This window comes from Candidatus Zixiibacteriota bacterium (genome assembly GCA_017999435.1).
Taxonomy (GTDB): Bacteria; Zixibacteria; MSB-5A5; order GN15; family FEB-12; genus JAGNLV01.
Genome location: JAGNLV010000001.1, coordinates 167395 through 189437 on the forward strand (window position 1 = coordinate 167395; position 22043 = coordinate 189437).

The window sequence follows — 22043 nt, forward strand, 5'->3', positions numbered from 1 at the left end:
CCTGCGAGAGCGGTTTCGCGGCGTCATCCGGCGGGTTTCCCGGCCGCTCTACCTGGCAGCCGACTCTCCCGTCACAGCAGCCGTGCGACCTCTCCCCTCCAGCGCCTCGATTCGCTTCTGAAGGGTCTCGTTTTGTTTCTGAAGCTCCTTGACCGCCTCCACCAGCACCGCCGTCAGCTTTGCATAATCAACCGACTTGTACCCGTCAGCGTCGGTGCTCACGATCTCCGGAATCTCCCCTTCCACTTCCTGGGCGATCAACCCGACCTGCCTGCCTGTCGGGAACCGCATCTCCGCAAATTCGTCGGTGCGCCACTCATAGTTCACGCCGCGCAGGCGGAGCACCTTGTCGAGGGCGTGGTCGAGGGCGACCACGTTCTTTTTCCACCGCCGGTCGCTGTGGTACAGCGTCGCGTTGTTCCCGATTGTCCCCCGTACGTCGAGGGTGTAGTTCGGACTGTCGGTGCCGATTCCGACCTCGCCTGACCCCTGCTCCATCGCCAGCGTCCACCGGCCCGCCTGCTCATCGAAGAAACCGAGTTTGTGCGAGGCCCAGGGCCGATAGAGGAGCGCCCATCGGAGCGTCCCGCCGTCGACAAATCGCAGCGCCGAACCTCCGCCCGCACCGCCGTCCATCCGGATGAATCCCTCGACCTCCAGTTTGTCATTCGGATTGGTCGTCCCCACGCCGACATTCCCGTTGTTCTTGATCGTCATCACCGCATCGGCGAGCGAGCAGATGGCGAGGTCGTCGTCGGGATCCTGGAGGAAGTGGAAGCTCCCGCGGTTGTAGGTCCCCTCGAGAGAGTACACCAGCGCTCCCTTCCCGCGGTTGACTTCGTAGCCGTTGCCCCCGTCGCCGCCGACCGAGAACAACATCCCGACGGCATCGGTCCCGACGGTGGAACGCGGGTTGTCGAGCTTCAGTGCATAGGCAAGGCCGGGGACGCTGTCGGCGACATACAGCCTCCGGTTCGGGTTGATCACACCCAGGCCGACATATCCCTCAACAGCGAGGCCGTTGACCGGTCCGGGGTCCAGGCCGGCCATGTGCCGGCCGATCACCGTGGCGCCGCCTACATCGAGCTGATTCTTGGGGCCCAGGGCGCCGATACTCACCCTCCCTGAGCTGTCCATCGTTATTCGATGCATATCGCCGACCCGCAACATGACTCTCCCCCCCTCCTCCGTGTGGAGGTCCAGATACGACGGGCTGTTGGTGGCCAGTTCGACTCCTCCGTCAAAGTACTTCCGGAGTTCCGCCGTCGTGCCGCCGGAGATCTTGAGATCCAGGCTGGCAAACGCACTGCTCCCTTCGATCAGACACCTGCCGTAGGTGTTGCCGAAAACATGGAGCGGCGCTGCCGGCGCGGTTACCCCGATCCCCACGCTGTCGGTCGCCGTCCCCAGCCGCACCCTGGTCCCGTCATTCACCCAGCCGCCGGGCGGCGTCGGGCCCCAGCTCATCCGGCCGTTCCCGTCGGTCGTCATCACCTGCCCCGCGTCCCCGTCGGCTGTCGGGAACTCGTACCCGTCCGTTTCGTCGCCGAACCGGATGTGCGGCAGGTCCACCATGAAAGTCGAATCGTGCGTCAGTCTGCTCCGGATGCCGAACAGGTAGGAGTGCGTCGCCATCACCGTATCCCAACACCCGCCCGGGATAGTGGACGCATACCCATCGATGAGATTCCCGAGGCCGCCTCCGATGGTGGCGTAGACGCCGTGGGCCTGGTTCATCTGGCCTCCCGGGATGGTCGCCCATCCGAAAGCCGCGATGTTGTCGCTGCCGCCTCCGACGGTGGCTCCGCCTTCGCGCGCCGCATTGCGTGCGCCGCCGGCAATGCTTGAAAAACCGCCGCTGGCCTCATTTTGCCACCCTCCGCCGACCGCAGCCCATGAGCTCATGGTCTTATTGTCCCGTCCCCCGCCGATCGTCGCGAACATCCCCTGGGCCCGGTTGTCGCTCCCCCCGCCCACGAACGCCGCGGTGTCGAGGCTGCTGGTTCCGGCCACGTTGCGCCGTCCCGACAGGGCCGCACTGTAAAACCCCTGGGCCGTATCGGCAAACCCGCCGCTGACGGCGCCGTACATACTCCACAGCTTGTTGCGCTGCCCGCCGGCGATCGTGCTGAAGTTGGCGCCGGCGTCGTTCTCATCGCCTCCCCCGACTGTCGCGTACCACGCCCCCGCCTTGTTCCACATCCCGCCGGCGATCGTCTGGAACCCGTAGCTTTGCCCGGGGATGCCGGTCGTCCCTGCCGTGCCGAGATTCACCATCGTGTGTGCGCTGTCGCCGTAGAGCAGGTTACCCGCCGTTCCGCGCGTGAGCCCCCATCGCCCCTGGGTCGACAACACGCCGTCAGTCAGCGTCCAATGCACGTCCCCGCCCGCATTCTGCACGTACTTCGCCGTATCCGCCGTCAGAGCGCGATAGGCGTACGCGACGCTCCCGATCGGAATCAGCGGCCGGCCGACCGGCCCGTTGCCGACCTGCATTCCCAGGTATCGCACGAGGCCCGTAAACACGCTGTCGCCCAGAGTCTCCTCGGCGCCGAGCAGCACCGTGAACAGCCCGTCCTGGACGACTACCGACGGCTGGAATTCCACCCACAGCTCGATCGTCCCGCCCGAGTCGTTGTAGATGTGAAATGTCATCGCCACGGTGGTGTCGACGGGCGCGCCGAACGAGTCGGTCAGACGGCCCTGGTAGCTGACCAGCTGCGGCACGGCCGCCGACCCGGACAGGGCCGACCCCACGAGCACAACCGCAACCGCGAGGAGCGTAAGCAGTGCTTTCATGATGGACTCCTGGATGAGAAGGACTCAACAAGAGAATGGGTTGTTCGCAACCATACGGTGTCGATTTCTGAGACCCCGCGATACCTGTCAGGCGGTTGCCACCCTCGGACCGGGCGAACAACCGGAGGAACCATGCCAATATATCGGCATTTTTGTCCGTTTTGTCAAGGGGACTGCTTGCCCTGCGCGTCCCGTCCCGCCGCCCTACGATGCGACCAGCCGCTTCATCACCGCAATCTGCCCCTTGTGGTGCGCTTCGTGCTCGATCAGATGGTACAGGATCCACTCGATCGTGTAAGTCACCGGGCCGTGCGTCGACGGTCCCGGGTCGAGCGGCGCCACCTCCCGCGCGAGGTCCCGGTCGGTCAATTCCGCGAGGATCCGCAGGGTCTCGGCCCGCACCCGGTCCATCCGCTCCGTATAGAACTCGAGCGGCTCACCGGAGACCTGCGGGATCCCCAGCCGGATCGGAAAAGCAATTCCCCACTCGGCCTCCGCCATGGGTTGGCGAAGGATATCTTCCTGGATATACGACACCTCCACCGCGGCGATGTGGAGGAGCACGGTGCCGATCGACTCCACGTTCTCCTGCGGGTGCCACGCAAGCTGGGGGGCGCTCAATCCCTCCACGTAGGTCTTGGTTCGCCGCCGCACATCTTCGAGCATCGCGGCGTACTCCCCCACGCGCCGGCTGAATCCGGGGAGGGGGTCAACGGTCAATCGTCGGGTCATGCCGGCGCCTCCACAAATAACACCCCGGCGGCCTTGCCGCCGCCGGGGGGGTGTTCGGTCCTCGCGCACGCGCCTGTTGGCCGGAGGGCGCGACGGCCTCAGTAGTAGGGATTCATTCCCGCCGTATGGTCGGTCACATCCCGGACTTCGGACACCTCCGGCACTTCCTCGCGGATAGCCCGCTCGATCCCGTGGCGAAGGGTGGCATTGGCCGAGGCGCACCCCTGGCAGCCGCCGCCCAGGCGGACATAGACAGTCGTCCCCTCGACGTCGTGGAGTTCGACAAACCCGCCGTGCGATGAAATCGCGGGGTTGATCTGCTCCTCGAAGAGCCGGGCCACCTTGCGGCGGATCTCCTCCTCCGAGGGCGTCTTCTTCGCCATCGCCGGGTCGATCAGCCTCCGGCCGGAGTTGATCTGCTCGCGGATTGCCGCCCCGATCCGGCGGCCGAGCACCGGCCAGGGATCAAGGGTCGTCTTGGCGATCGTCAGCGTATTCCCCGACACCATCACCTCGGCGATCCCGTCGATGGCAAAGAGGGCCTCGAGAAGCGGGGAGCCTGCGGCCGCCTCTTTCGAGCGGCAGTTGACCGTCCCGTCGGCGAAAACGGGCCGGTCGACAATGAAGCGGCAGACCCCCGGGTCCCGGGTCGGCTCGCCGGTAATGGCAATCTTGTTGTCCGTCATAGTGGCTGCTCCGCTGGTGTTAGACGTCAAATCCGGCCTGCTCGGCCCCGGACTCATCCAGGGTGTGCAGGCGCGAGAATGTATAGATCCCCGTGTCGTGGCCGTCGCTGAACCGGAGCGACAGCCCGTACCGTCCGACAGGCTTCACATCCCGAATCGCGATATCGAGCGGCACCTTGCGCCGATCGAGCGTCCGCTCCCCCGTGTCCTCGTCGCGGCAACTTGCGCAGTTGCAGCCCACGCGGAGGTTGTAGGGCGAGTGCCGGGAAGTGCGGCCGTCACCCCACACAATGTGCAGGTTGCCGTCGGCCGCCACCTCATACTGCCGGGCTTCGTCCGGGCCGGCCGATCCGGCCAGTTCTTCGACGCGGCGCCGGACCTCTCCGGCGACCTGGAGAATGGCTTTGGCGGCCGCCGACTCCGCTCCGTTGTGCACCACCGGCCGGCCCATCTCCCCGCTCATCATGATCTCCGGATCGAGCGGCAGGGCCCCGAGATACGGCACGCCGAACTCCTCGGCCATCGCCCGGCCGCCCCCCTGCTTGAACACCGCCGTCACCTGCCCGCAGTGCCCGCAGGCGAATCCGCTCATGTTTTCGATCACGCCGATAATCGGCACGTTGACCTGCTGGAACATGCGCACGCCCTTGCGTGCCACCCCGAGCGCCACCTCCTGCGGCGTCGTCACGATCACCGCGCCCGCCAGCGACGCCTGCTGCGCCAGCGTCAACTGCACATCCCCCGTTCCGGGGGGAAGGTCGATCAGCAGATAGTCGAGGTTCCCCCACGTCACCCCGCCGATGAACTGCTGGATCATCTTGGTGGCGATCGGAGCCCGCCACACGACCGGTCCGTTGTCCGGGACCAAGAGCCCCATGGAGATGAACTTGATGCCGTGTTTTGTCAGCGGTTCGAGGTAATTGTCGCCGATTGTCGGCTGGGCGCCCTCCGACCCGAGCATCCCCGGCTGGCTCGGCCCGTAGATGTCGGCATCCATGAGACCGACCGCCGCGCCGTCGTGCGCGAGCGCGTAGGCGAGATTCACCGCCACCGTTGATTTCCCGACTCCCCCCTTGCCGCTGGCGATCGCCACGATGGTGCGCACACCCTCGATACCGGGCCGCGCGGCCGCTGCTTGTGCTTGGTGCTTCATTGGCTCTTCCTGCTTTCCCTTTCGGCCGTCGCGCTCCCGGTTGCGTCGGAGGCCGACGCGGCCGGGTCCGGCGACCCGCAGTCATCTTTTCTAGAACAATATCGCGCGGGCGAAGTTCGCTGTCATTGACTTAAGTCAGCCGCGGCTTGCGGCCCGGGGTCAGTCCCCGGCCCGGCCGGAGGGCGCCCGGTCGGCCATCGCCGCCGCCTCCGCGGCCTGTTTCCGCCGCTTCCCCCGCTGGACGAAGAACACGACCACGATCGACACCTCGTACAGAAGATACAGCGGAATCCCCAGGAGCGCCTGTGAAACGACGTCGGGCGGAGTCAGGATGGCCGCCACGATTGCGATCGCAACAATCGCGTAGCGCCGGATCCGGGACAGGAGCGCCGCCGTCACCACCCCCATCTTGGCCAGGAAGAAGGCGAGGATCGGCAGCTGAAAGCCCAGCCCGAACGCGATCATCATCAGCCCGACATAGTTCACGTAACTCGTGATCGTGATCGTATTGACCACCAGGTCCCCGGCGAACCCGATCAGGTATGTGGTCGCCACCGGAAGCACCGCCCAGAAACAGAATGCCGCTCCCAGCAGGAACAAAAGTGTGGACGAGGTCACGAGCGGCAGAATGGCCGCCCGCTCCCGCTTGTACAGACCGGGCGCGATAAACATCCACATCTGGTAGAAGACCACCGGCATCGCCGCGAACAAACCGGTCACCAGCGCGATCTTGAGATAGGCGTAAAAAGTCCCGGCCACTTCGATGTTGTACAGCTTGACGCCCTTCAGAGGGTACTGCATGAACGCCACGATATGGTCCGAAAAATACAGCGCCGCACAGGTCGTCACCACCACCGCCAGGAGCGCTTTCAGCAGACGCCGGCGAAGTTCCTCCAGGTGCTCCAGGAAAGGCATGCTCTTGCCGGGTGTGCACTGCTCGCCGCCTGCTTCGCCGCCGGGCGGGACTGCGGTGCCATGCTGGTCTGCCATAATGGGCAAAATGTCGCGGATACCTCCCACCTTGTCAACGCGAATATTGCCGCCTCCCGGCCGGCCAGGGTATCTGCGCATGTGGCCGGCGCGACGCGTATACTATCGTCGGGCGTCCGTCGGTCAGGACCCTTGTGATCCTGACATTCCTGCTATCGATGCTAGCGGCCCCGTCACGACCGTAAAGGTCCTGACCTACGAAAACCCGGTCGCGGGCTCCCCGGCGCCGTCCTCCGGCGCCTCTCCGCGAACGGTCCGATCCTGAGTGCTACTTCAGCAGCTTCTTGATTTCTTCGAGGAACTCCGCCGTGTCGCGAAACTGGCGGTAGACGGAGGCGAAGCGGACGTAGGCGATGTCGTTGACGGCCCGTAGCCGTTCCATGACGAGTTCGCCGATATCGGCCGAGCGGATCTCGTTGCCGACGCGGGCGTTGACCTCGGCCTCGATTTCGTCGACCATGGCTTTGATCTGCTCGCGGCTGACGGGGAGCTTGTTGCAGGCGAGTTTGATGCCGTACTCGATTTTGTTCCGGTCGAATGGTTCCCGCCGCCCGTCCGACTTCAGCACCGTGATCTGCTGGTGCTCGACATATTCGTAGGTGGTGAACCGCGCCTTGCAGTTGAGGCATTCCCGGCGTCGCCGCACCGCCCGCCCGTCGTGCGACTTCCGGCTGTCCACCACCTTGTCTTCCTCGTGACCGCAGTTGGGGCACTTCATGATGTTGCGGCCCGGCCGGTCGGCCCGCCCGCCGCCGGGGCGTTAGGCCTCGCTCACCGACTCCTTTTTCACCCAGGCCACGTATTCCGACAGCCCCTGCGTGACCGGCACGGCGATGATTTCCGGCAGTTCGTACGGGTGGTTTTCCTCGACATATCCCTTGAGCGCCTCGAACCGCGCCGGCGTCGTCTTGATCACCAGGAGCGCCTCCTCGTCGAACTCCGCCCGTCCCTCCCAGGTGAAATACGATTCGATCCGGGGGAGGATGTTGACGCAGGCCGCAAGGCGGTTCTCCACCAGCGCCTTGGCCATGTTGCGGGCCTCGTCACGCGGCAGGGAAACAAACACCACACACACTTCCGAGTTCATTTCATCACCTCACGTCCCAGTTTCTCCTCGACCGACAGCACTTTGCCGGCCAAGCGGTTTTTGGCGCCCTTGCGGTCGTCTATCGTGATCACCATGTACACGCGTTCATGCCCCCGGCGGCGCAGCATCCGGCGGGCCCGGTTCAGCAGAGCCATCACTGGTTCCCACTCCCCCTCGATCACCGTCGCCATTGCCCCGAGTTTGTACGGCAGGCCGGACCGGTCGATCAGGTCGATCACCCGGGCGACCTCCGCCGACACCGACGATTTCCCCGTGCTCGTGGGAAACATGCTCACCTGGAACAGCATCGCACCCTACTCCTTTTGCTTCCGCTCCGTCCGGCCGGTTGGTTCCGGGCGCTCCGAATATACGCCACCGGCCGCCACCGCACAACGACTTCCCCGCCCCCCTTTACGCCTGCTCGGCCAGCTCCCGGTAGAGCGGGAAGCGGTCGCACAATCGCGCCACCTCGGCCGCGATGCCCTTGAGCGCCTCCTCGTCTTTGCGGCCTTCGATCGCCCGGTGGATCAGCCCGGCGATCGCTTTCATCTCGTCCGGCCCCATCCCGCGGGTTGTCACCGCCGGCGTCCCGATCCGGATACCCGAAGTGACGAACGGCTTCTCGGGGTCAAAGGGCACGGTGTTCTTGTTCACCGTGATCCCCGCCGCATCAAGCGTGTTCTCGACCTTCTTCCCCGTCAGCTTGGTGCCGATGAACGACACGAGCATCAGGTGGGTGTCGGTGCCGCCGGCGACCAGCCGGTAGCCGAGGCGCTTGAGTTCCTCGGCCAGGACGGCGGCGTTCCTGACGATGCGCTGCTGGTAGGCCTTGAACTCCGGCTGGAGCGCCTCTTTGAAGGCCACCGCTTTGGCCGCGATAATGTGCATGAGCGGTCCCCCCTGGATCCCCGGCATCACCGTCCGGTCGAGATCGGCGGCATACTTTTCCTTGCACATGACCACCCCGCCGCGCGGCCCCCGGAGCGTCTTGTGCGTCGTCGAGGTCACGAAATCCGCATAGGGGATCGGCGAGGGATGGATCCCGGCCGCGACCAACCCGGCGATGTGCGCGATGTCGACCATCATGTAGGCCCCGCAAGCGTCGCAGGCTTCCCGAATCCGCTTGAAATCGAGCGTCCGCGGGTAGGCCGAGGCTCCGGCAACGATCATCTTCGGCTTCACCTGCTGCGCCTGGGCGAGCAGCGCATCGTAGTCGATCGTCTCGCTCTCCCGGTCCACCTGGTAGCCGTGGAACTCGTAGAGCTTGCCGGAGAAATTGATCGGGTGGCCGTGGGTCAGGTGACCCCCGTGCGACAGGTCCAGCCCCATGACCTTGTCCCCCGGCGTCAGCACCGTCATGTACACCGCCATGTTCGCCTGGGAACCAGAGTGCGGCTGGACGTTGGCGTGCTCGCATCCGAACAACTCGGTGAGGCGCCGACGGGCCAGGTCTTCGGCCACGTCCACCCACTCGCACCCGCCGTAGTACCGCTTGCCCGGATATCCCTCGGCGTACTTGTTGGTCATGACTCCGCCCGCGGCCTCCATCACCGCCAGAGAGACGAAGTTCTCGGACGCGATCAGTTCCAGCTTGTGCGCCTGCCGGTCGGTTTCGCGCTGCATCGCTTCATAGATCTCGGGGTCGGTCTGTTTCAAATATGACATCGCCTATCTCCCTGTTTTGCAAACGCTTTCACCATCCCGCCCAATGTATGCAAAATCACCCGCGAGGTCAACGACTTAAGCGCTTGACACACACCTCCGGGTCAACGACCTTGGCCATTGAGGCGTATAAGCGGTAAGGTGCGCGTCACCCCCTTGGTAGAATTGCCTGCAGGAGAAGGACATGATCCACCCCGTGTCGCGTGAGCTGGCCCGGTCGCTGGAACTGATCGAAATCGCGGCCATGGTCGATGTTTTCGCAGCCGCCCCCGACAAGATTGCCCGCCGGCTCGGCGCCCGCGTGATTGAATGCAGCCCCATGACCGGCGTGCTTGTCCCCGGCCTCGATGTGCTCGTATTCAACCGCGTGATCGGCTTCGGCCTGCAACCCGCGATTGATCCCGTTGACGTTGACCGCTGCCTCGATCACTACCGGGCTGCCGGTGTCAAGCGCTTCTTCATCCAGACCTGCCCGGTCGGCGCACCCGAAAACGCCCGCCAGGTCCTTGGGGCTCGCGGTCTCCGCTGGCACAACAACTGGGTGAAACTCTACCGCGACACCTCGCCGCCGCCGGCATCCGAACTCAGCGTCACGGTGCGCGAGATCGGCCGCGACCAGGCGCTCCGTTTCGGCGAGCTGGTCTGCACCGCCTTCGAGTGGGGCGACGCGATTGTCGAGTGGATTGCCACGCTGGTGGGACGGCCCCGCTGGCGGATTTACGGGGCTTTCGACGGCTGGCGGATGATCGCCGGGGCCGCTCTGTTTGTGCACGGCGATTTCGGATGGCTTGATTTCGCCGCCACCGACAAGGACTACCGCGCCTCGGGCGCTCAGTCGGCGCTACTCCACCGGCGGATTGCCGAGGCCGCCGCCCTGCGCCTGCGCACCCTCGTGCTGGAAACGGCCGAGCAGACGGCAGAGAGGGGAGCCCCGTCGTTCCGCAACGTCCAGCGGTTCGACTTCGAGGTCGCCTATGTTCGTCCCAATTTCCTGTGGAGCCGCGAGCCCGCGCCTGAGTGAACCGGCCTTAGAAGCGAAAGACCACGGCGGCCGTCCCCTCGAGTTCCCGTGCCCCTCCGATCTCCCCCCGCCCCAGCGGCACCGGGTCCCAGAGCGTGGTCGCGCCGCCGATAGCCGCCCCGACCACCCCGCCGGCGGCCGCCAGACCTCCGAACACCGCCACTGTCCGCGGGATCGTCCCCGCTTCGTCGCTCGTATCGTCATTCAGAAGCATGTAGACAACCCCGACTGACAGCCCTGAGAGAATCCCCAGCGCCAACCCGGCGCCCGTCCGGCGGCCCCGATACTGCTCCAGTTGGATGAGGCGGTCGCAGGCGATTTCAAACTGGTCGCCGGCCCGGGTCGTCCCGCGAAAGACCTGACCCTCGAGCCGTCCCCGAAAACCCTCCACCACGCCCCCGTCCTGCGTCACCAGGCGAAAACGGGAGAACCGTTCTTGTGCGCCGCTGTCCCCGGCCGGCCCGACCGTCACCAACACCGCCAGCACGGCGGCCCGGACAAACATAATGCGATGTTTCAACTGACCACCATAACTTGCTATGGATCAGCTAATTATCGGAAGGACAAAGAAATCATGCGTTCTGTGGCGGGGAGGGCGTCCCGTTTCCCGGCTCGACCGCCCGGATCTTGTTCAGCCGCCGCTCGTGTCGTCCCCCCTCGAATTCGGTCTCGATGAACCGGCGGAGGATTTCCCGAAGCTCGCTGTCGGGAGTGTACTTCTGGGCGAGGGTGAGCACGTTGGCGTCGTTGTGGCGGCGGGTGAGATAAGCCATGTCGGCGTTGAGCGCCAGCCCCGCCCGCACCCCGGGCACTTTGTTGGCGGCGATGGTCATGCCGTTGCCGGTCCAGCACACCAGCACTCCCCGCTCCGCCCGGTGCTCGCGCACCATGCGCGCCACCCGGACTCCGAAGTCGGGGTAGTCGCACGATTCTTTCGAATGCGTCCCGACATCCTCAACCTCCTGGCCGAGTTCGCGCAGGATCTCCTTGACCCGCTCTTTCATCTCGAACCCGGCGTGGTCGCTCCCGATCGCGAACTTCATAGTCCTACACCGCCGCGTTCTTCGGCTTGGGCACGAGCGTGAGCCACCCGTAGCGGTCCTCGGCTCGGCCCTCGAGAATGTCGAAAAACGCCTTCTGGATTTTCCGCGTGATCGGTCCCGCGTTTCCCTCTCCGATGACGATGTTGTCGATCCGGGAGATAGGCGTGATTTCCGCGGCTGAACCGGTGAGGAAGACTTCGTCGGCGATATAGAGCGCCTCGCGCGGCACGTTCTCTTCGATCACCTTGATCCCCATATCCTCGGCGATCCGGATCACCGAGCGCCGTGTGATTCCTGGAAGGATCGAGGCCGCGAAGGTCGGGGTCACGAGCACGCCGTTGCGCACGAGGAACACGTTCTCCCCTGAGCCCTCCGACACATTCCCCGAGGTGTCGAGGGCGATCCCCTCAACGTACCCGTGGGAGAGCGCCTCGAGCTTGATGAGCTGGCTGTTCATGTAGTTGGCTCCGGCTTTGGCCATTGCCGGCATCGTGTTCGGCGCCAAGCGGTGCCACGAGGATACGCACACGGACACCCCCTTGGCGAGCGCCTCCTCGCCGAGGTACTGCCCCCAGGGCCACACCGCGATCGCCACATCGATCGGGCACTTGGTCGGGTCCACGCCGAGCGTGCCGTACCCCCGGTAGACGATCGGCCGGACGTAGCAGGCCTCGAGGCGGTTGGCCGCCACGGTCTCCAGTATCGCCCGGTCCAGCTCCTCGACCGTATAGGGCACCGTCATCCGGTAGATCTTCGCCGAGTTCAGGAGCCGCTGGGTGTGCTCCCGGAGACGGAAAGCCGCCGGCCCTTTCGGCGTCTTGTACACCCGCATTCCTTCAAACACCGACGAACCGTAGTGAATCACGTGGGAGCAAATATGAATGGTCGCATCCTTCCAGGGGATCAGCTTGCCGTTCATCCAGATGAAATCTGTCGGGGTCATAGGCGCCGGGCCTCCTTCACCAGTTGTGAGAACCATCACTCACCGTCCGCTCCCGCGCCTCCCCCGCGGCCGTGGCCTTTCTGCAAAGCCACCGCCGGGCGCGGCTGCAGACGGCCCGGCCCGCCGGACACTGCGCCCGGCGGGCCGCTTCTGCTAACTCTTCTCCTGCACCTGCTTCAGCAGGTAGCGGGCAATGACGAGCTTCTGAATCTCCGATGTCCCTTCGCCGATCGTGCACAGTTTCACGTCGCGCCACATCCGCTCCACCGGGTAGGGCCCGGTGTAGTAGCCGATGGCACCGAGAATGCCCATCGCGTCCGCGCACACCCGCACCCCGATCTCCGAGGCGTAGAGCTTCGCCATGGCCGAGTAGTGGCCGAACGGCGCCCCGGCGTCTTTCATGCGGGCCGACTCGTAGACGAGCAGGCGCGCCGCCTCAAGCTGGGTCGCCATGTCGGCGAGTTTGTGCTGGATCGCCTGGTTGTACGAAATCGGCTTGCCGAACTGGACGCGGCTCGCGCTGTACCGGAGCGCCTCGTCGAAAGCGCCCTGGGCCAGCCCGAGCGCCATCGCCGCGATCGAGATCCGCCCCCCGTCGAGCGTCTTGAGCATCTGCTTGAACCCGTCCCCCACTATCCCCAGTTGCGCGTCGAGCGGCGCTTTCAAGTCGTCGAAATGGAGAAAGGCCGTGTCCGAGCCCCGGAGCCCCAGCTTGTTCTCCTTCTTGCCGACCGCGTACCCCGGCCAGTCCTTCTCGAGAATGAAGCAGGTGATCTCCTTGTTCTCGGGATCATCCGAGGTCCGGGCCGAGGCGATGGTGGCGAACGCGCGCGTCGCCGAGGTGATCCAGCACTTCGACCCGTTGATGAGCCAGTGGTCGGCCTTCTTCACCGCCATCGTCCGCGTCCCGCCCGCATCCGAGCCTGCGTCCGGCTCCGAGAGTCCGAAGGCGAGAATCTCGCCCTGGGCCGCCCGCGGCAGATAGCGCTGCCGCTGGGCCTCGGTGCCGAACGCGAGAATCGGGTAGCAGCCGAGGGAGTTGTGCGCGGCCAGCAGAATTCCGGTCGACCCGCACACCCGCGAAGCTTCCTCCACCGCGATCGTGTACGTCACCGTGTCGGTCGGACGCCCGCCGTACTTCTCCGGGATCAGCATCGACATGAGCCCCATGTCGGTGAGCGGCTTCATGTGCTCGTGAGCGACGCGCTGTTCCACATCCAGCGTGTGCGCCAGCGGTTTGATCTTGTCCTCCATGAAGGCGCGGATCTGCTCGCGGTATTCGAGGTGCCTCTTTTCCAGCACGGCGCTACTCCCTCAGCAAGTCGCGTGAGATGACCATCCGCTGCGCCTCCGACGTGCCCTCGTAGAGCATCGTCACCCGCGCGTCGCGGAAATAACGCTCGACAGCGTACTCCTTGATGTAACCGTAGCCCCCGTGTATCTGTACGGCTTCGTTGGCGACCTCATTGGCCATTTCGGAGCAGAACAGCTTCGCCATCGAGGCCTCCCGGTGGCAGGGCTCTCCGGCATCCTTGAGCTGCGCGGCCCGGTAGGCGAGGAGCCGCCCGGCATCGATCTTCAGCGCCATGTCGGCCAGTTTGAACTGGATCGCCTGGAAATTGGCGATCGGTTGGTTGAACTGCTTGCGCTCCTTGGCGTACTTCAGCGCCTCATTGAGAGCCGCCTGGGCGATCCCGATCGACTGGAAAGCCACCCCGACCCGCCCCGAATTCAGAATCGTCACCGCCATCCGGAACCCCTGCCCCGGCGCGCCGAGGATGTGGTCTTTCGGTATCCGCACGTCGGAAAAACTGACCTCGCGCGTGTCCGAAGCTTTGATCCCGCACTTCCGCTCCGCCTTCCCGATCATCAGGCCCGGGGTGCCCGCCGGCACGAGGAAACACGAAATCCCCTTGTGCCCGGCATCCGGATCGGTCTTGGCGAACACGACGAAGAGCCCGGCGAAGGATCCGTTAGTCACATAGCTCTTCGTGCCGTTGAGCACCCAGCCGTCGCCGCCGTCCGCCGCCGTCGTCTTCAGCGAGGCCACGTCCGTCCCGGCGTCCGGCTCGGTGATACAGTAGGCGCCGATGCACTCCCCCGCCGCCATGGCGGGGAGGTATTTCTGCTTGAGCGTCTCCGATCCGAACAGCTTGATGATCTCGCAGCAGAGGGAATTGTGGACCGAGAGCATGATGCCGAAGCCGGCGCTCGCCCCGCAGATTTCCTCGAGCACGCCCATGAACGAGGTCGCGCTCAGCCCCAGCCCGCCGTACGCTTCCGGCACCGTGAACCCGAAATACCCCAGTTCGGCGCACTCCCGGATCAACTCCGCCGGCGTCTCCCCCTTCTCATCCATCTCCTCGGCGATCGGGTAGATGCGCTTGACGGCCAGTTCGTGCGCCATCTGTTTGAGTTCCAGGTCCTCTTCGGACAACTTGAAATCCATCGCAAGGCTCCTCACTTACTGTAGTCGTAGAACCCGCGGCCGGTCTTGCGGCCGAGGTAGCCGGCCTGCACCATCTTGCGCAGCAGCGGGCAGGGACGGTACTTGGGGTCGCCCAACCCGGCGTGCAGCACCTCGAGAATCGCCAGGCAGACGTCGAGCCCGATAAAATCCGCCAGCGTCAGCGGACCCATCGGATGCGCCATCCCGAGCTTCATCACATCGTCGATGGCCTCCTTCGTCCCCACCCCCTCCATGAGCGCGTACACCGCCTCGTTGATCATCGGCAGGAGGATGCGGTTGGCGATAAACCCGGGGTAATCGTTCACTTCGACCGGCGTCTTCCCCAGCTTCCGCGCCAGCCCCTCGATCGTCCGATAGGTGTCGTCGCTGGTCGCGATCCCCCGGATCACCTCGACCAACTGCATCATCGGCACCGGGTTCATGAAGTGCATGCCGATGAACTGCGGCGGCCGCTTGGTCGCCGCGGCCAGCTGCGTGATCGGCAGCGAGGACGTGTTCGAGGCGAAAATCGTCTCCGGCGGGCAGATCCCTTCGAGCCGGCCGAAAATGTCAAGCTTCACTTTCAGGTCTTCGGTCGCCGCCTCGATCACCAACTGGGCCACCTTGGCGGCGCCGAGATCGGTCGAGGTTTTGATCCGGCCGAGAGCGGCCGATTTGTCGGCCTCGCTGATCTTTTCCTTCTTGATCAGCCGGTCGAAACTCCCGCTGATGGTCTTGACCGCCCGGTCCAGGAAGGACTGCTCGATGTCGATCAGGTGCACCGCGTACCCGGTCTGGGCGAACACCTGGGCGATGCCGTTGCCCATCGTGCCGCTCCCGATCACCGTCACCGTCTTGATATCTTCCGCTTTCATGATGCCTCATCCTCGTTGGGTTACACCAGTTCAATGGCACAGGCGACGGCGTTGCCGCCGCCGAGACACAGCGTCGCCAGGCCGTGCTTTTTGCCGCGGTCCTTGAGCGCATAGATGAGCGTGGTCAGGATGCGGGTGCCGGAGGCCCCGATCGGGTGGCCGAGAGCCACTGCGCCGCCGTGCACGTTCACCCGGTCCCAGTCCCAGCCCAACCCCTGGCCGTCGGCCAGCGCCTGGGCGGCGAACGCCTCGTTCGCCTCGATCAGGTCCCAGTGGGAGATGGCGACGTTCATCTTCTTCATGAGCTTCTGCACCGCGTAGATCGGGGAGAAGAACAAATCCGCCGGCGGCGTTCCCGCCACCGCGTAGTCGACCACCCGCGCCAGCGGCGTGAGGTTGTGGCGCTTGAGGTAGCGCTCCGAGACGATCACCGTGCACGCACTGCCGTCGTTGAGCCCCGGCGCATTCCCCGCTGTCACTGTCCCGTCCTTTTCAAACGCCGGTTTCAGCGAGGCCAGTTTCTCCACGGAGATGTCGGGCCGCGGCCCCTCGTCCTTCTTGAAAACGACCGGGTCGCCCTTTCTCTGGGGAATCTCGATGGGGAAGATCTCGGCCTCGAACTTCCCTGCGTTCCACGCCGCGAGCGCCTTCTTGTGCGAATTGTAGGCGAACTCGTCCTGCATCTCGCGGGTGATGTTGGCCTTCTTGCGCGTCAGCTCGGCCGCGCTGCCCATATGGAAATTGTTGAAGCTGTCCCACAGCCCGTCGATAATCATGAGGTCGAGCAGTCTCTGGTGTCCGAATTTCACCCCCTGCTTGGCGCCGAACAGCGCCAGCGGCGTGTTGGACATCGACTCCATGCCGCCCGCGACAATCACATCCTGGTCGCCCGCCCGGATCGACTGGGCCGCCAGCATCACGGCTTTCAGTCCAGACCCGCACACCTTGTTGATCGTGAGCGCAGCGGCTTCCGGCGGCACCCCGCCGTGAATGGCTGCCTGCCGGGCGGGTGCCTGGTTCGCCCCTCCCTGCACGACCTGGCCCATGATGACTTCCTCGATGTCCGCGGGGTTGATGCCCGCGCGCCGGACTGCTTCTTTAACCGCCAGCGCGCCCAACTGGGTCGCGGTGAAAGCGCCGATTCCGCCGTGCAGCACCCCGATCGCGCTGCGGCAGGCGGAAATGATGTACGCGTCTTGCCGTTCCGGCATATGCTGTTACCTCCATTGCAGGAATGATCTCGCAGTCTGACGCCTATATAACGAACCCCCCCGGCGAAATCAAGTGAACATATTCACAAATTTCCCCCGCCGGCTCACTCGAACCGCCTCCCTCCCCCGCCCGGCCGCCCGTCTCTGCCCGTCCGGACATTTCGTTTGTCCCGTGTCCCCGTCCGGGCTATTTTGTTCCGGCAATCGCTTCTCGAAAGGAGACCGGATGAACTTCTCCCGCCCTGCGGCCCGGCCGCTGACGGCTCGCCTGCCGGTCCTGCTGCTGGCTCTGGCCCTGAGCGCCGCCCCGGCCGGCGTCTCCGCGCGAATCGTCTACGGCTCGCTCCAGGCCGGTCTGTCGATACCCGCCCAGGGCAACCGTCTGAACGACCGCTTTGACCGCGGATTCGGTCTCGGCGGCGGCGCCGTGTTCGTGCTCGGTGAAGAGGTCAACATGATCGTCCAGATCGAATACCACAGCCTCCGCAACGCCGGCCTTCCCCCGCTGGCCGACCGCGGCTCGCTGCGCGCCGCCATGCTCACCACGATGTTCCGGTACATGTTCGGGCAGGATCTGGACCCCTGGCGGCCGTTCCTCGGCCTTGGTTTCGGCACCGCCGACCTATCGCTGGCCAAAGAAGGGGACACCTATACGGAGTGGGACGGCGACGATCTCCACGGCGTGTTTCACGTCGGCGCCGGCCTCCAGGTGCGCGTGCTCGATCGTTTTTGGATTATCGCCCAGGCGCGCTGGATGACCATTTCCTCGCCTGGGGGCGGCGACGCGAGCACTCTCTATCCTATTTCGCTCGGGCTCGAGTTCTAGGGCCGGACCCGGCCCGCCCGCAGAGAGTCGGCCGGCGCGGGCGCCGCTCAGCCCGACAGATGTCGGTCGGGCCGCTGCGCCCGCGGCGTTGATTCCCTCACTCGCCCTTCTTCGCCAATTCCAGCTCGATAATCGGGGCCTCAGTCCCCACCTGCTCCCCGTCGCGGTAGTTGATCGCCTTGACTGTCCCGCTCGCCCGCGCGAGCACCGGGTTTTCCATTTTCATCGCCTCGACGATCACCATCTGCTGCTTCTCGGCGACCGTCTGCCCCACCTCGACCAGGATCTTGACGATCTTCCCCGGCATGGGCGCGAAGATTTTGTCCGGATCGACGGCGTGGTCGCCCGCCGCCCCGGCGACATTTTCCTCGGTCGCCTCCCGCACCTCCAGGAGGACCGAGTCGATATCGATATAGAACTTGTCCTTGTGCCGCACCGCGGCCACCAGCATCCGCCGTCCGTTGACGAGGACATCGTAGAGGTTCCGGCCGGCCGGGTGGAGGCGGAGGTTCGTGTCGCCGACCGTCACGTGGAAATCTCCCCCCTCTCTTTCCAGCCGGGCCTCGGTGACAGCGCCGTCGAAGAGAAACTCGAAGCTGTTCATCGGATGGAACCTCCGATCTCCCAGGCCCCGATCAACTCGGCCGCGGACGGCATTTCTCTTTTCCCCCGGGCCGCTGTGCGCGATTCGCCCGCCGCTCCGGCCGCGGCGGCAGCCGCCGCCGCGATCGCTGGATCGCGATACAAGGCGGTGTCGATGGACCGTTCCTGCATGTGCGCCTCGATGAAATTCGTGTAGGTTCGGCCGGCCTCGAATTCCGGGTGCTGCAGTACGTCGATCATGAACCGCTTCGAGGTCTTCACCCCCAGCAATTTGTACTCGTTCAGCGCGCGCACCATTTTTCGGACCGCCAGTTCCCGGGTCGGCGCGTGGACAATCAGTTTCGCCATGATCGGGTCGTAGTCGATCGTGATCTCCGTCCCCTCGACCACCCCCGAATCGACCCTGATCCCCGGCCCGGCCGGCTCTGAGTAGTGGACGATCGTCCCGGTCGAGGGCATGAAGTTCGCCTCGCCGTCCTCCGCGTAGATGCGGCACTCGAGCGCGTGCCCGCGCTGGGTGAGCCGGCGGAAGGGTTCGGCCAACGGTTCCCCCGCCGCGATCCGGATCTGCTCCACGACCAGGTCGACGCCGGTCACCATCTCGGTCACCGGGTGTTCCACCTGGATGCGGGTGTTCATCTCCAGGAAGTAGAAATTCCGATCCCGGTCGAGCAGGAACTCCACCGTCCCGGCGTTGGTGTAGGCGGCCGCCTGGGCCACTTTGACGGCCGCCGCTCCCATCCGCCCGCGTAGCTCATCGTCGAGCGCGGTCGAGGGCGTCTCCTCGATGATCTTCTGGTGCCGCCGCTGGATCGAACACTCCCGCTCGAACACGTGCACAGTGGTCCCGTGGCGGTCGCCGAGCACCTGGAACTCGATGTGGCGGGGGTTGACGATGTACTTCTCGAGGTAGACGGTATCGTCGCCGAAAGCGTTGCCCGCCTCACGGCGGGCCGCCTCGATCGCATCCTTGAGATCCTCCGGGCGGTGCACGACCCGCATCCCCTTGCCGCCCCCGCCGGCAGCCGCCTTGATGATCACCGGGTAGCCGGCCGCGGCCGCAGCCTCCACGAACTCGTCCGTGGAGGCGTCCGATTTCTTCATCCCGGGAATCAGTGCCACGCCCGCCGACGCCATCCGGATGCGCGACTCGACTTTGTTTCCCAGAAGCCGGATCGCCTCGGGCGAGGGACCGATAAAGACGAGGCCCGCCTCGCCGCACTTCTGCGCAAACACCGGGTTCTCGGCCAAAAACCCGTACCCCGGATGGATCGCATCACACCCGGTGTGAAGCGCGGCGACGATGATCTTCTCCATCGCCAGGTAGGACTCCCGCGGCGGCGGCGCGCCGATGTGCACCGCCTCATCCGCGTACCAGCGGTGCTTCGCGTTGGCGTCGGCGTCGGAGTAGACCGCCACGCACGGAATGTCGAGGAGGCGGCAGGCGTTCATGACGCGCACCGCAATCTCCGACCGGTTGGCGACTAGAATCTTCTTGAATGGCTGCTTCATGACTGCATATCCCGTCGTCTGTTTAGTGCGAGCTTGCCGGCCCGACCCATCACTCCGCCCACCTGGGCTTACGCTTGTTCAAAAACGCGTCCATCCCTTCCTGCCCCTCCGCCGAGACCCGGAGCCGCGCGATCATCTCGGCCGTGTACGGCTTGAACTGCTCCGGGGTCATGCCCGGCGCTTCGCTGATCAGCCGTTTGGCCATCGCCACCGCCTCCGGCCCCGAAGTCAGGATCGCGTGGACGAGCCGGTCCGTCTCTTCGTCAAGCTTGTCGTCGTCCGCCACCCCGTTGACCAGCCCCACCGCGCGGGCCCGTTCGGCGCTCATGCGCTCGCCCGTGATGAACAGCTCCCGCGTCTTCCCCTCCCCCATCTTTTTGATCACGTACGGCCCGATGCACGCGGGCACGACGCCGATCTTGACCTCGGAGAAGGAGAACACCGCCGACCGGGCGGCGAGGGCGATGTCGCACACCGCGACAAACCCGGTGCCGCCCCCGATCGCCGCCCCGTTGATCCGTCCGATCACCGGCCGCTTGCAGGTGTAGATGAGCCAGAACAACTCCGCGAGCGCGGTCGCCTCGGCCAGATTTTGCTCGAACGTCTGCCGGATCACGCCGCGCATCCAGTTGAGATCGGCCCCGGCGCAGAACGATTTGCCCCGGCCGCTGAGCACCACCGCCCGCACGGCATCGTCGGCGGCAATCCTCCGGAACACCTCCGTCATCTCATAAATCACCGTAGCGTTGAACGCGTTGTGGATCTCGGGGCGGTTGAACGTCACCCGCGCCAGGCGCTCGTGAGTTTCGAATGTCACGGTCTCCAGCTTCATGCCGCCTCCTCACATCCTGAACACGCCGTACTTCTGGTCGGGAATTGCCGTGTTGAGCGCCATCGATATCCCGAGCGCGAGCGCCTGCCGGGTCTCGCCGAAACCGATCATCCCGTCATCCCACAGCCGCGCCCCCGAGTAGTACGGCGTCGACTGGCTCTCGTAGTTTTCGATGATCGGCCGGCGGATGGCTTCGATTTCCTCCGCGCTCAGCTTGCGTCCCTCGCTCTCCAACTGCTTGATCTTGACCGTCGCCAGCACGTCGGCCGCTTGTTCGCCCCCCATCACGCAAATCTTCGCATTCGGCCACATCCACATGAGCCGGGGGAAATACCCCCGCCCGCACATGGCGTAGTTCCCCGCCCCGTAGGAGCCCCCGATCACGACCGTGAACTTGGGCACATCGGCATTGGCCACCGCGTGCACCAGCTTCGCGCCGTCGCGGGCGATCCCCCCGGCCTCGTACTGCCGCCCGACAATGAACCCCGAGATGTTCTGGAGGAACACGAGCGGGATCTTTCGCTCCGTGCACAGTTCGATAAAGTGCGCCCCCTTGAGCGAGGACTCGGAGAAGAGCACGCCGTTGTTGCCGAGGATCCCCACCGGGTACCCCATGATCCGTGCAAACCCGGTCACGAGCGTCGTCCCGTACAATTCCTTGAATTCGTGGAAGCGCGATCCGTCGACGATCCGCGCGATGACCTCCTTGACGTCAAACGGCTTGCGGATGTCGTGCGACACCACTCCGTAGAGCTCTTCCGGATCGTAGTAGGGATCCTCCGGCTCCGCCCAGTCGATCGGAAACTTCTCCAGGCGGTTCAGGTTCTGCACGATGTTGCGGGCGATCTGAATGGCGTGCTCGTCGTTCATCGCGTAGTGGTCCGACACCCCCGAGGTCCGGCAGTGGACGTCCGCCCCGCCGAGCTCCTCGGCCGTGACCACCTCCCCGGTCGCGGCTTTCACCAGCGGCGGCCCCCCGATGAAGATCGTCCCCTGCTTGCGCACCATGATAGTCTCGTCGGACATCGCCGGCAGGTATGCCCCGCCCGCCGTGCACGACCCCATCACCACCGAAATCTGCGTGATCCCCTTGGCCGACATGCGCGCCTGGTTGTAGAAGATTCGCCCAAAGTGGTCCTTGTCGGGAAACGTCCCCGACTGCAGGGGGAGGAATATCCCGCCGGAATCGACGAGGTAGACGCAGGGCAGGTGGTTTTCCTCGGCAATCCGCTGCGCCCGGGCATGCTTGAGAATCGTGATCGGGTAGTACGTTCCCCCCTTGACCGTCGCGTCGTTCGCGATCACCATCACCTCGCGTCCGTGCACGGTCCCGATCCCCGTGATGATGCCGGCCGCAGGCGCGTCGTCGTCGTACATGTCGTAGGCCGCCAGCGGGCTCAGTTCGAGAAACGGGGTGTTGCGGTCGAGCAGCCGGGCCACCCGGTCGCGGGGAAGCAGCTTCCCGCGCTCGGTGTGCCGCGCCCGCGCCTTCTCCGGCCCGCCCCGCTTCACCTGCTCCAGTCGTTCCTTGAAGAGGCGGTGCGCCGCCCGGTTGAGCTCGTCGTTCTTGGCGAACGTCTCCGTGCGCGTGTCGATCTTGGACTCGATTCGAAACATTG

22 protein-coding genes are annotated in these 22043 nt (G+C 65.1%); 2 read left to right on the forward strand and 20 right to left on the reverse strand.

Annotated elements, in window-relative coordinates; genetic code table 11:
- Window positions 1-48 precede the first annotated feature (48 nt).
- The 9 genes from KA261_00735 to KA261_00775 all read right to left on the reverse strand — a co-directional run bounded on the left by KA261_00735 (window position 49) and on the right by KA261_00775 (window position 9112).
- Entirely contained in the window at window positions 49-2799 is a 2751-nt protein-coding gene (locus KA261_00735) for a tail fiber domain-containing protein (protein MBP7696310.1), read from the reverse strand.
- Between the two features lie 204 nt (window positions 2800-3003).
- On the reverse strand, window positions 3004-3531 hold the full coding sequence (locus KA261_00740) for a DinB family protein (GenBank protein ID MBP7696311.1): 528 nt from the start codon (window positions 3529-3531) through the stop codon (window positions 3004-3006).
- A 98-nt stretch (window positions 3532-3629) separates the two neighbouring features.
- Window positions 3630-4217 carry a NifU family protein gene (locus KA261_00745; protein MBP7696312.1) on the reverse strand — a complete coding sequence of 196 codons (588 nt, stop codon included), beginning with the start codon at window positions 4215-4217 and terminating at the stop codon, window positions 3630-3632.
- 19 nt (window positions 4218-4236) lie between these two features.
- Window positions 4237-5370 (reverse strand): P-loop NTPase, encoded by a 1134-nt coding sequence (locus KA261_00750; GenBank protein ID MBP7696313.1) that lies wholly within the window; start codon window positions 5368-5370, stop codon window positions 4237-4239.
- A 159-nt stretch (window positions 5371-5529) separates the two neighbouring features.
- On the reverse strand, window positions 5530-6360 hold the full coding sequence (gene tatC / locus KA261_00755; GenBank protein MBP7696314.1) for a twin-arginine translocase subunit TatC: 831 nt from the start codon (window positions 6358-6360) through the stop codon (window positions 5530-5532).
- Between the two features lie 268 nt (window positions 6361-6628).
- A complete protein-coding gene (gene nrdR, locus KA261_00760) occupies window positions 6629-7078 on the reverse strand; it encodes a transcriptional repressor NrdR (GenBank protein MBP7696315.1) in 450 nt (149 codons plus the stop codon).
- Between the two features lie 42 nt (window positions 7079-7120).
- On the reverse strand, window positions 7121-7447 hold the full coding sequence (locus KA261_00765) for a divalent-cation tolerance protein CutA (protein ID MBP7696316.1): 327 nt from the start codon (window positions 7445-7447) through the stop codon (window positions 7121-7123).
- Window positions 7444-7755 carry an MTH1187 family thiamine-binding protein gene (locus KA261_00770; GenBank protein MBP7696317.1) on the reverse strand — a complete coding sequence of 104 codons (312 nt, stop codon included), beginning with the start codon at window positions 7753-7755 and terminating at the stop codon, window positions 7444-7446. The genes KA261_00765 and KA261_00770 overlap by 4 nt, the downstream gene beginning before the upstream one ends.
- 103 nt (window positions 7756-7858) lie before the next feature.
- Window positions 7859-9112 carry a serine hydroxymethyltransferase gene (locus tag KA261_00775; protein ID MBP7696318.1) on the reverse strand — a complete coding sequence of 418 codons (1254 nt, stop codon included), beginning with the start codon at window positions 9110-9112 and terminating at the stop codon, window positions 7859-7861.
- Window positions 9113-9293: 181 nt separating this feature from the next.
- Here KA261_00775 and KA261_00780 point away from each other — a divergent pair, with 181 nt between their 5' ends.
- Complete coding sequence (locus KA261_00780; GenBank protein MBP7696319.1) at window positions 9294-10130, forward strand: hypothetical protein; 837 nt, start codon at window positions 9294-9296, stop codon at window positions 10128-10130.
- A 7-nt stretch (window positions 10131-10137) separates the two neighbouring features.
- Here KA261_00780 and KA261_00785 read toward each other — a convergent pair whose 3' ends face one another.
- From KA261_00785 to KA261_00815, 7 genes are all read right to left on the reverse strand, one after another.
- Window positions 10138-10650 (reverse strand): hypothetical protein, encoded by a 513-nt coding sequence (locus KA261_00785; protein ID MBP7696320.1) that lies wholly within the window; start codon window positions 10648-10650, stop codon window positions 10138-10140.
- Window positions 10651-10702: 52 nt separating this feature from the next.
- Window positions 10703-11173 (reverse strand): ribose 5-phosphate isomerase B, encoded by a 471-nt coding sequence (gene rpiB / locus KA261_00790; protein MBP7696321.1) that lies wholly within the window; start codon window positions 11171-11173, stop codon window positions 10703-10705.
- A gap of 4 nt (window positions 11174-11177) precedes the next feature.
- Complete coding sequence (locus tag KA261_00795; GenBank protein MBP7696322.1) at window positions 11178-12116, reverse strand: branched-chain amino acid transaminase; 939 nt, start codon at window positions 12114-12116, stop codon at window positions 11178-11180.
- 153 nt (window positions 12117-12269) lie between these two features.
- Window positions 12270-13418, reverse strand: a complete 1149-nt coding sequence (locus tag KA261_00800; GenBank protein ID MBP7696323.1) for an acyl-CoA dehydrogenase family protein — start codon at window positions 13416-13418, stop codon at window positions 12270-12272.
- 4 nt (window positions 13419-13422) lie between these two features.
- Entirely contained in the window at window positions 13423-14565 is a 1143-nt protein-coding gene (locus KA261_00805; GenBank protein MBP7696324.1) for an acyl-CoA dehydrogenase family protein, read from the reverse strand.
- An 11-nt stretch (window positions 14566-14576) separates the two neighbouring features.
- Complete coding sequence (locus tag KA261_00810) at window positions 14577-15440, reverse strand: 3-hydroxybutyryl-CoA dehydrogenase (protein ID MBP7696325.1); 864 nt, start codon at window positions 15438-15440, stop codon at window positions 14577-14579.
- Between the two features lie 20 nt (window positions 15441-15460).
- Window positions 15461-16651 (reverse strand): acetyl-CoA C-acetyltransferase, encoded by a 1191-nt coding sequence (locus tag KA261_00815; GenBank protein ID MBP7696326.1) that lies wholly within the window; start codon window positions 16649-16651, stop codon window positions 15461-15463.
- A 226-nt stretch (window positions 16652-16877) separates the two neighbouring features.
- Here KA261_00815 and KA261_00820 point away from each other — a divergent pair, with 226 nt between their 5' ends.
- The gene (locus tag KA261_00820) at window positions 16878-17477 is read left to right on the forward strand and encodes an outer membrane beta-barrel protein (protein MBP7696327.1); all 600 of its coding nucleotides are present in this window, start codon (window positions 16878-16880) and stop codon (window positions 17475-17477) included.
- 97 nt (window positions 17478-17574) lie between these two features.
- Here the strand turns inward: KA261_00820 and KA261_00825 are convergent, their stop codons facing one another.
- The 4 genes from KA261_00825 to KA261_00840 are packed head-to-tail and all read right to left on the reverse strand — an operon-like array spanning window position 17575 to window position 22041.
- Window positions 17575-18081 (reverse strand): hypothetical protein, encoded by a 507-nt coding sequence (locus KA261_00825; GenBank protein ID MBP7696328.1) that lies wholly within the window; start codon window positions 18079-18081, stop codon window positions 17575-17577.
- The gene (locus tag KA261_00830; protein MBP7696329.1) at window positions 18078-19592 is read right to left on the reverse strand and encodes an acetyl-CoA carboxylase biotin carboxylase subunit; all 1515 of its coding nucleotides are present in this window, start codon (window positions 19590-19592) and stop codon (window positions 18078-18080) included. Before KA261_00830 ends, KA261_00825 begins: the two co-directional genes overlap by 4 nt.
- A 49-nt stretch (window positions 19593-19641) precedes the next feature.
- A complete protein-coding gene (locus KA261_00835) occupies window positions 19642-20424 on the reverse strand; it encodes an enoyl-CoA hydratase/isomerase family protein (protein MBP7696330.1) in 783 nt (260 codons plus the stop codon).
- Window positions 20425-20433: 9 nt separating this feature from the next.
- Complete coding sequence (locus KA261_00840; GenBank protein ID MBP7696331.1) at window positions 20434-22041, reverse strand: methylcrotonoyl-CoA carboxylase; 1608 nt, start codon at window positions 22039-22041, stop codon at window positions 20434-20436.
- Between the last annotated feature and the right edge of the window lie 2 nt (window positions 22042-22043).

Excerpts from the sequence above, each read along its gene's own strand:
- KA261_00735 (MBP7696310.1), bottom strand. The coding sequence starts at position 2,799 with ATGAAAGCACTGCTTACGCTCCTCGCGGTTGCGGTTGTGCTCGTGGGG.
- KA261_00740 (MBP7696311.1), bottom strand. The coding sequence starts at position 3,531 with ATGACCCGACGATTGACCGTTGACCCCCTCCCCGGATTCAGCCGGCGC.
- KA261_00745 (MBP7696312.1), bottom strand. The coding sequence starts at position 4,217 with ATGACGGACAACAAGATTGCCATTACCGGCGAGCCGACCCGGGACCCG.
- KA261_00750 (MBP7696313.1), bottom strand. The coding sequence starts at position 5,370 with ATGAAGCACCAAGCACAAGCAGCGGCCGCGCGGCCCGGTATCGAGGGT.
- tatC (MBP7696314.1), bottom strand. The coding sequence starts at position 6,360 with ATGGCAGACCAGCATGGCACCGCAGTCCCGCCCGGCGGCGAAGCAGGC.
- nrdR (MBP7696315.1), bottom strand. The coding sequence starts at position 7,078 with ATGAAGTGCCCCAACTGCGGTCACGAGGAAGACAAGGTGGTGGACAGC.
- KA261_00765 (MBP7696316.1), bottom strand. The coding sequence starts at position 7,447 with ATGAACTCGGAAGTGTGTGTGGTGTTTGTTTCCCTGCCGCGTGACGAG.
- KA261_00770 (MBP7696317.1), bottom strand. The coding sequence starts at position 7,755 with ATGCTGTTCCAGGTGAGCATGTTTCCCACGAGCACGGGGAAATCGTCG.
- KA261_00775 (MBP7696318.1), bottom strand. The coding sequence starts at position 9,112 with ATGTCATATTTGAAACAGACCGACCCCGAGATCTATGAAGCGATGCAG.
- KA261_00780 (MBP7696319.1), top strand. The coding sequence starts at position 9,294 with ATGATCCACCCCGTGTCGCGTGAGCTGGCCCGGTCGCTGGAACTGATC.
- rpiB (MBP7696321.1), bottom strand. The coding sequence starts at position 11,173 with ATGAAGTTCGCGATCGGGAGCGACCACGCCGGGTTCGAGATGAAAGAG.
- KA261_00795 (MBP7696322.1), bottom strand. The coding sequence starts at position 12,116 with ATGACCCCGACAGATTTCATCTGGATGAACGGCAAGCTGATCCCCTGG.
- KA261_00805 (MBP7696324.1), bottom strand. The coding sequence starts at position 14,565 with ATGGATTTCAAGTTGTCCGAAGAGGACCTGGAACTCAAACAGATGGCG.
- KA261_00810 (MBP7696325.1), bottom strand. The coding sequence starts at position 15,440 with ATGAAAGCGGAAGATATCAAGACGGTGACGGTGATCGGGAGCGGCACG.
- KA261_00815 (MBP7696326.1), bottom strand. The coding sequence starts at position 16,651 with ATGCCGGAACGGCAAGACGCGTACATCATTTCCGCCTGCCGCAGCGCG.
- KA261_00820 (MBP7696327.1), top strand. The coding sequence starts at position 16,878 with ATGAACTTCTCCCGCCCTGCGGCCCGGCCGCTGACGGCTCGCCTGCCG.
- KA261_00825 (MBP7696328.1), bottom strand. The coding sequence starts at position 18,081 with ATGAACAGCTTCGAGTTTCTCTTCGACGGCGCTGTCACCGAGGCCCGG.
- KA261_00830 (MBP7696329.1), bottom strand. The coding sequence starts at position 19,592 with ATGAAGCAGCCATTCAAGAAGATTCTAGTCGCCAACCGGTCGGAGATT.
- KA261_00835 (MBP7696330.1), bottom strand. The coding sequence starts at position 20,424 with ATGAAGCTGGAGACCGTGACATTCGAAACTCACGAGCGCCTGGCGCGG.
- KA261_00840 (MBP7696331.1), bottom strand. The coding sequence starts at position 22,041 with ATGTTTCGAATCGAGTCCAAGATCGACACGCGCACGGAGACGTTCGCC.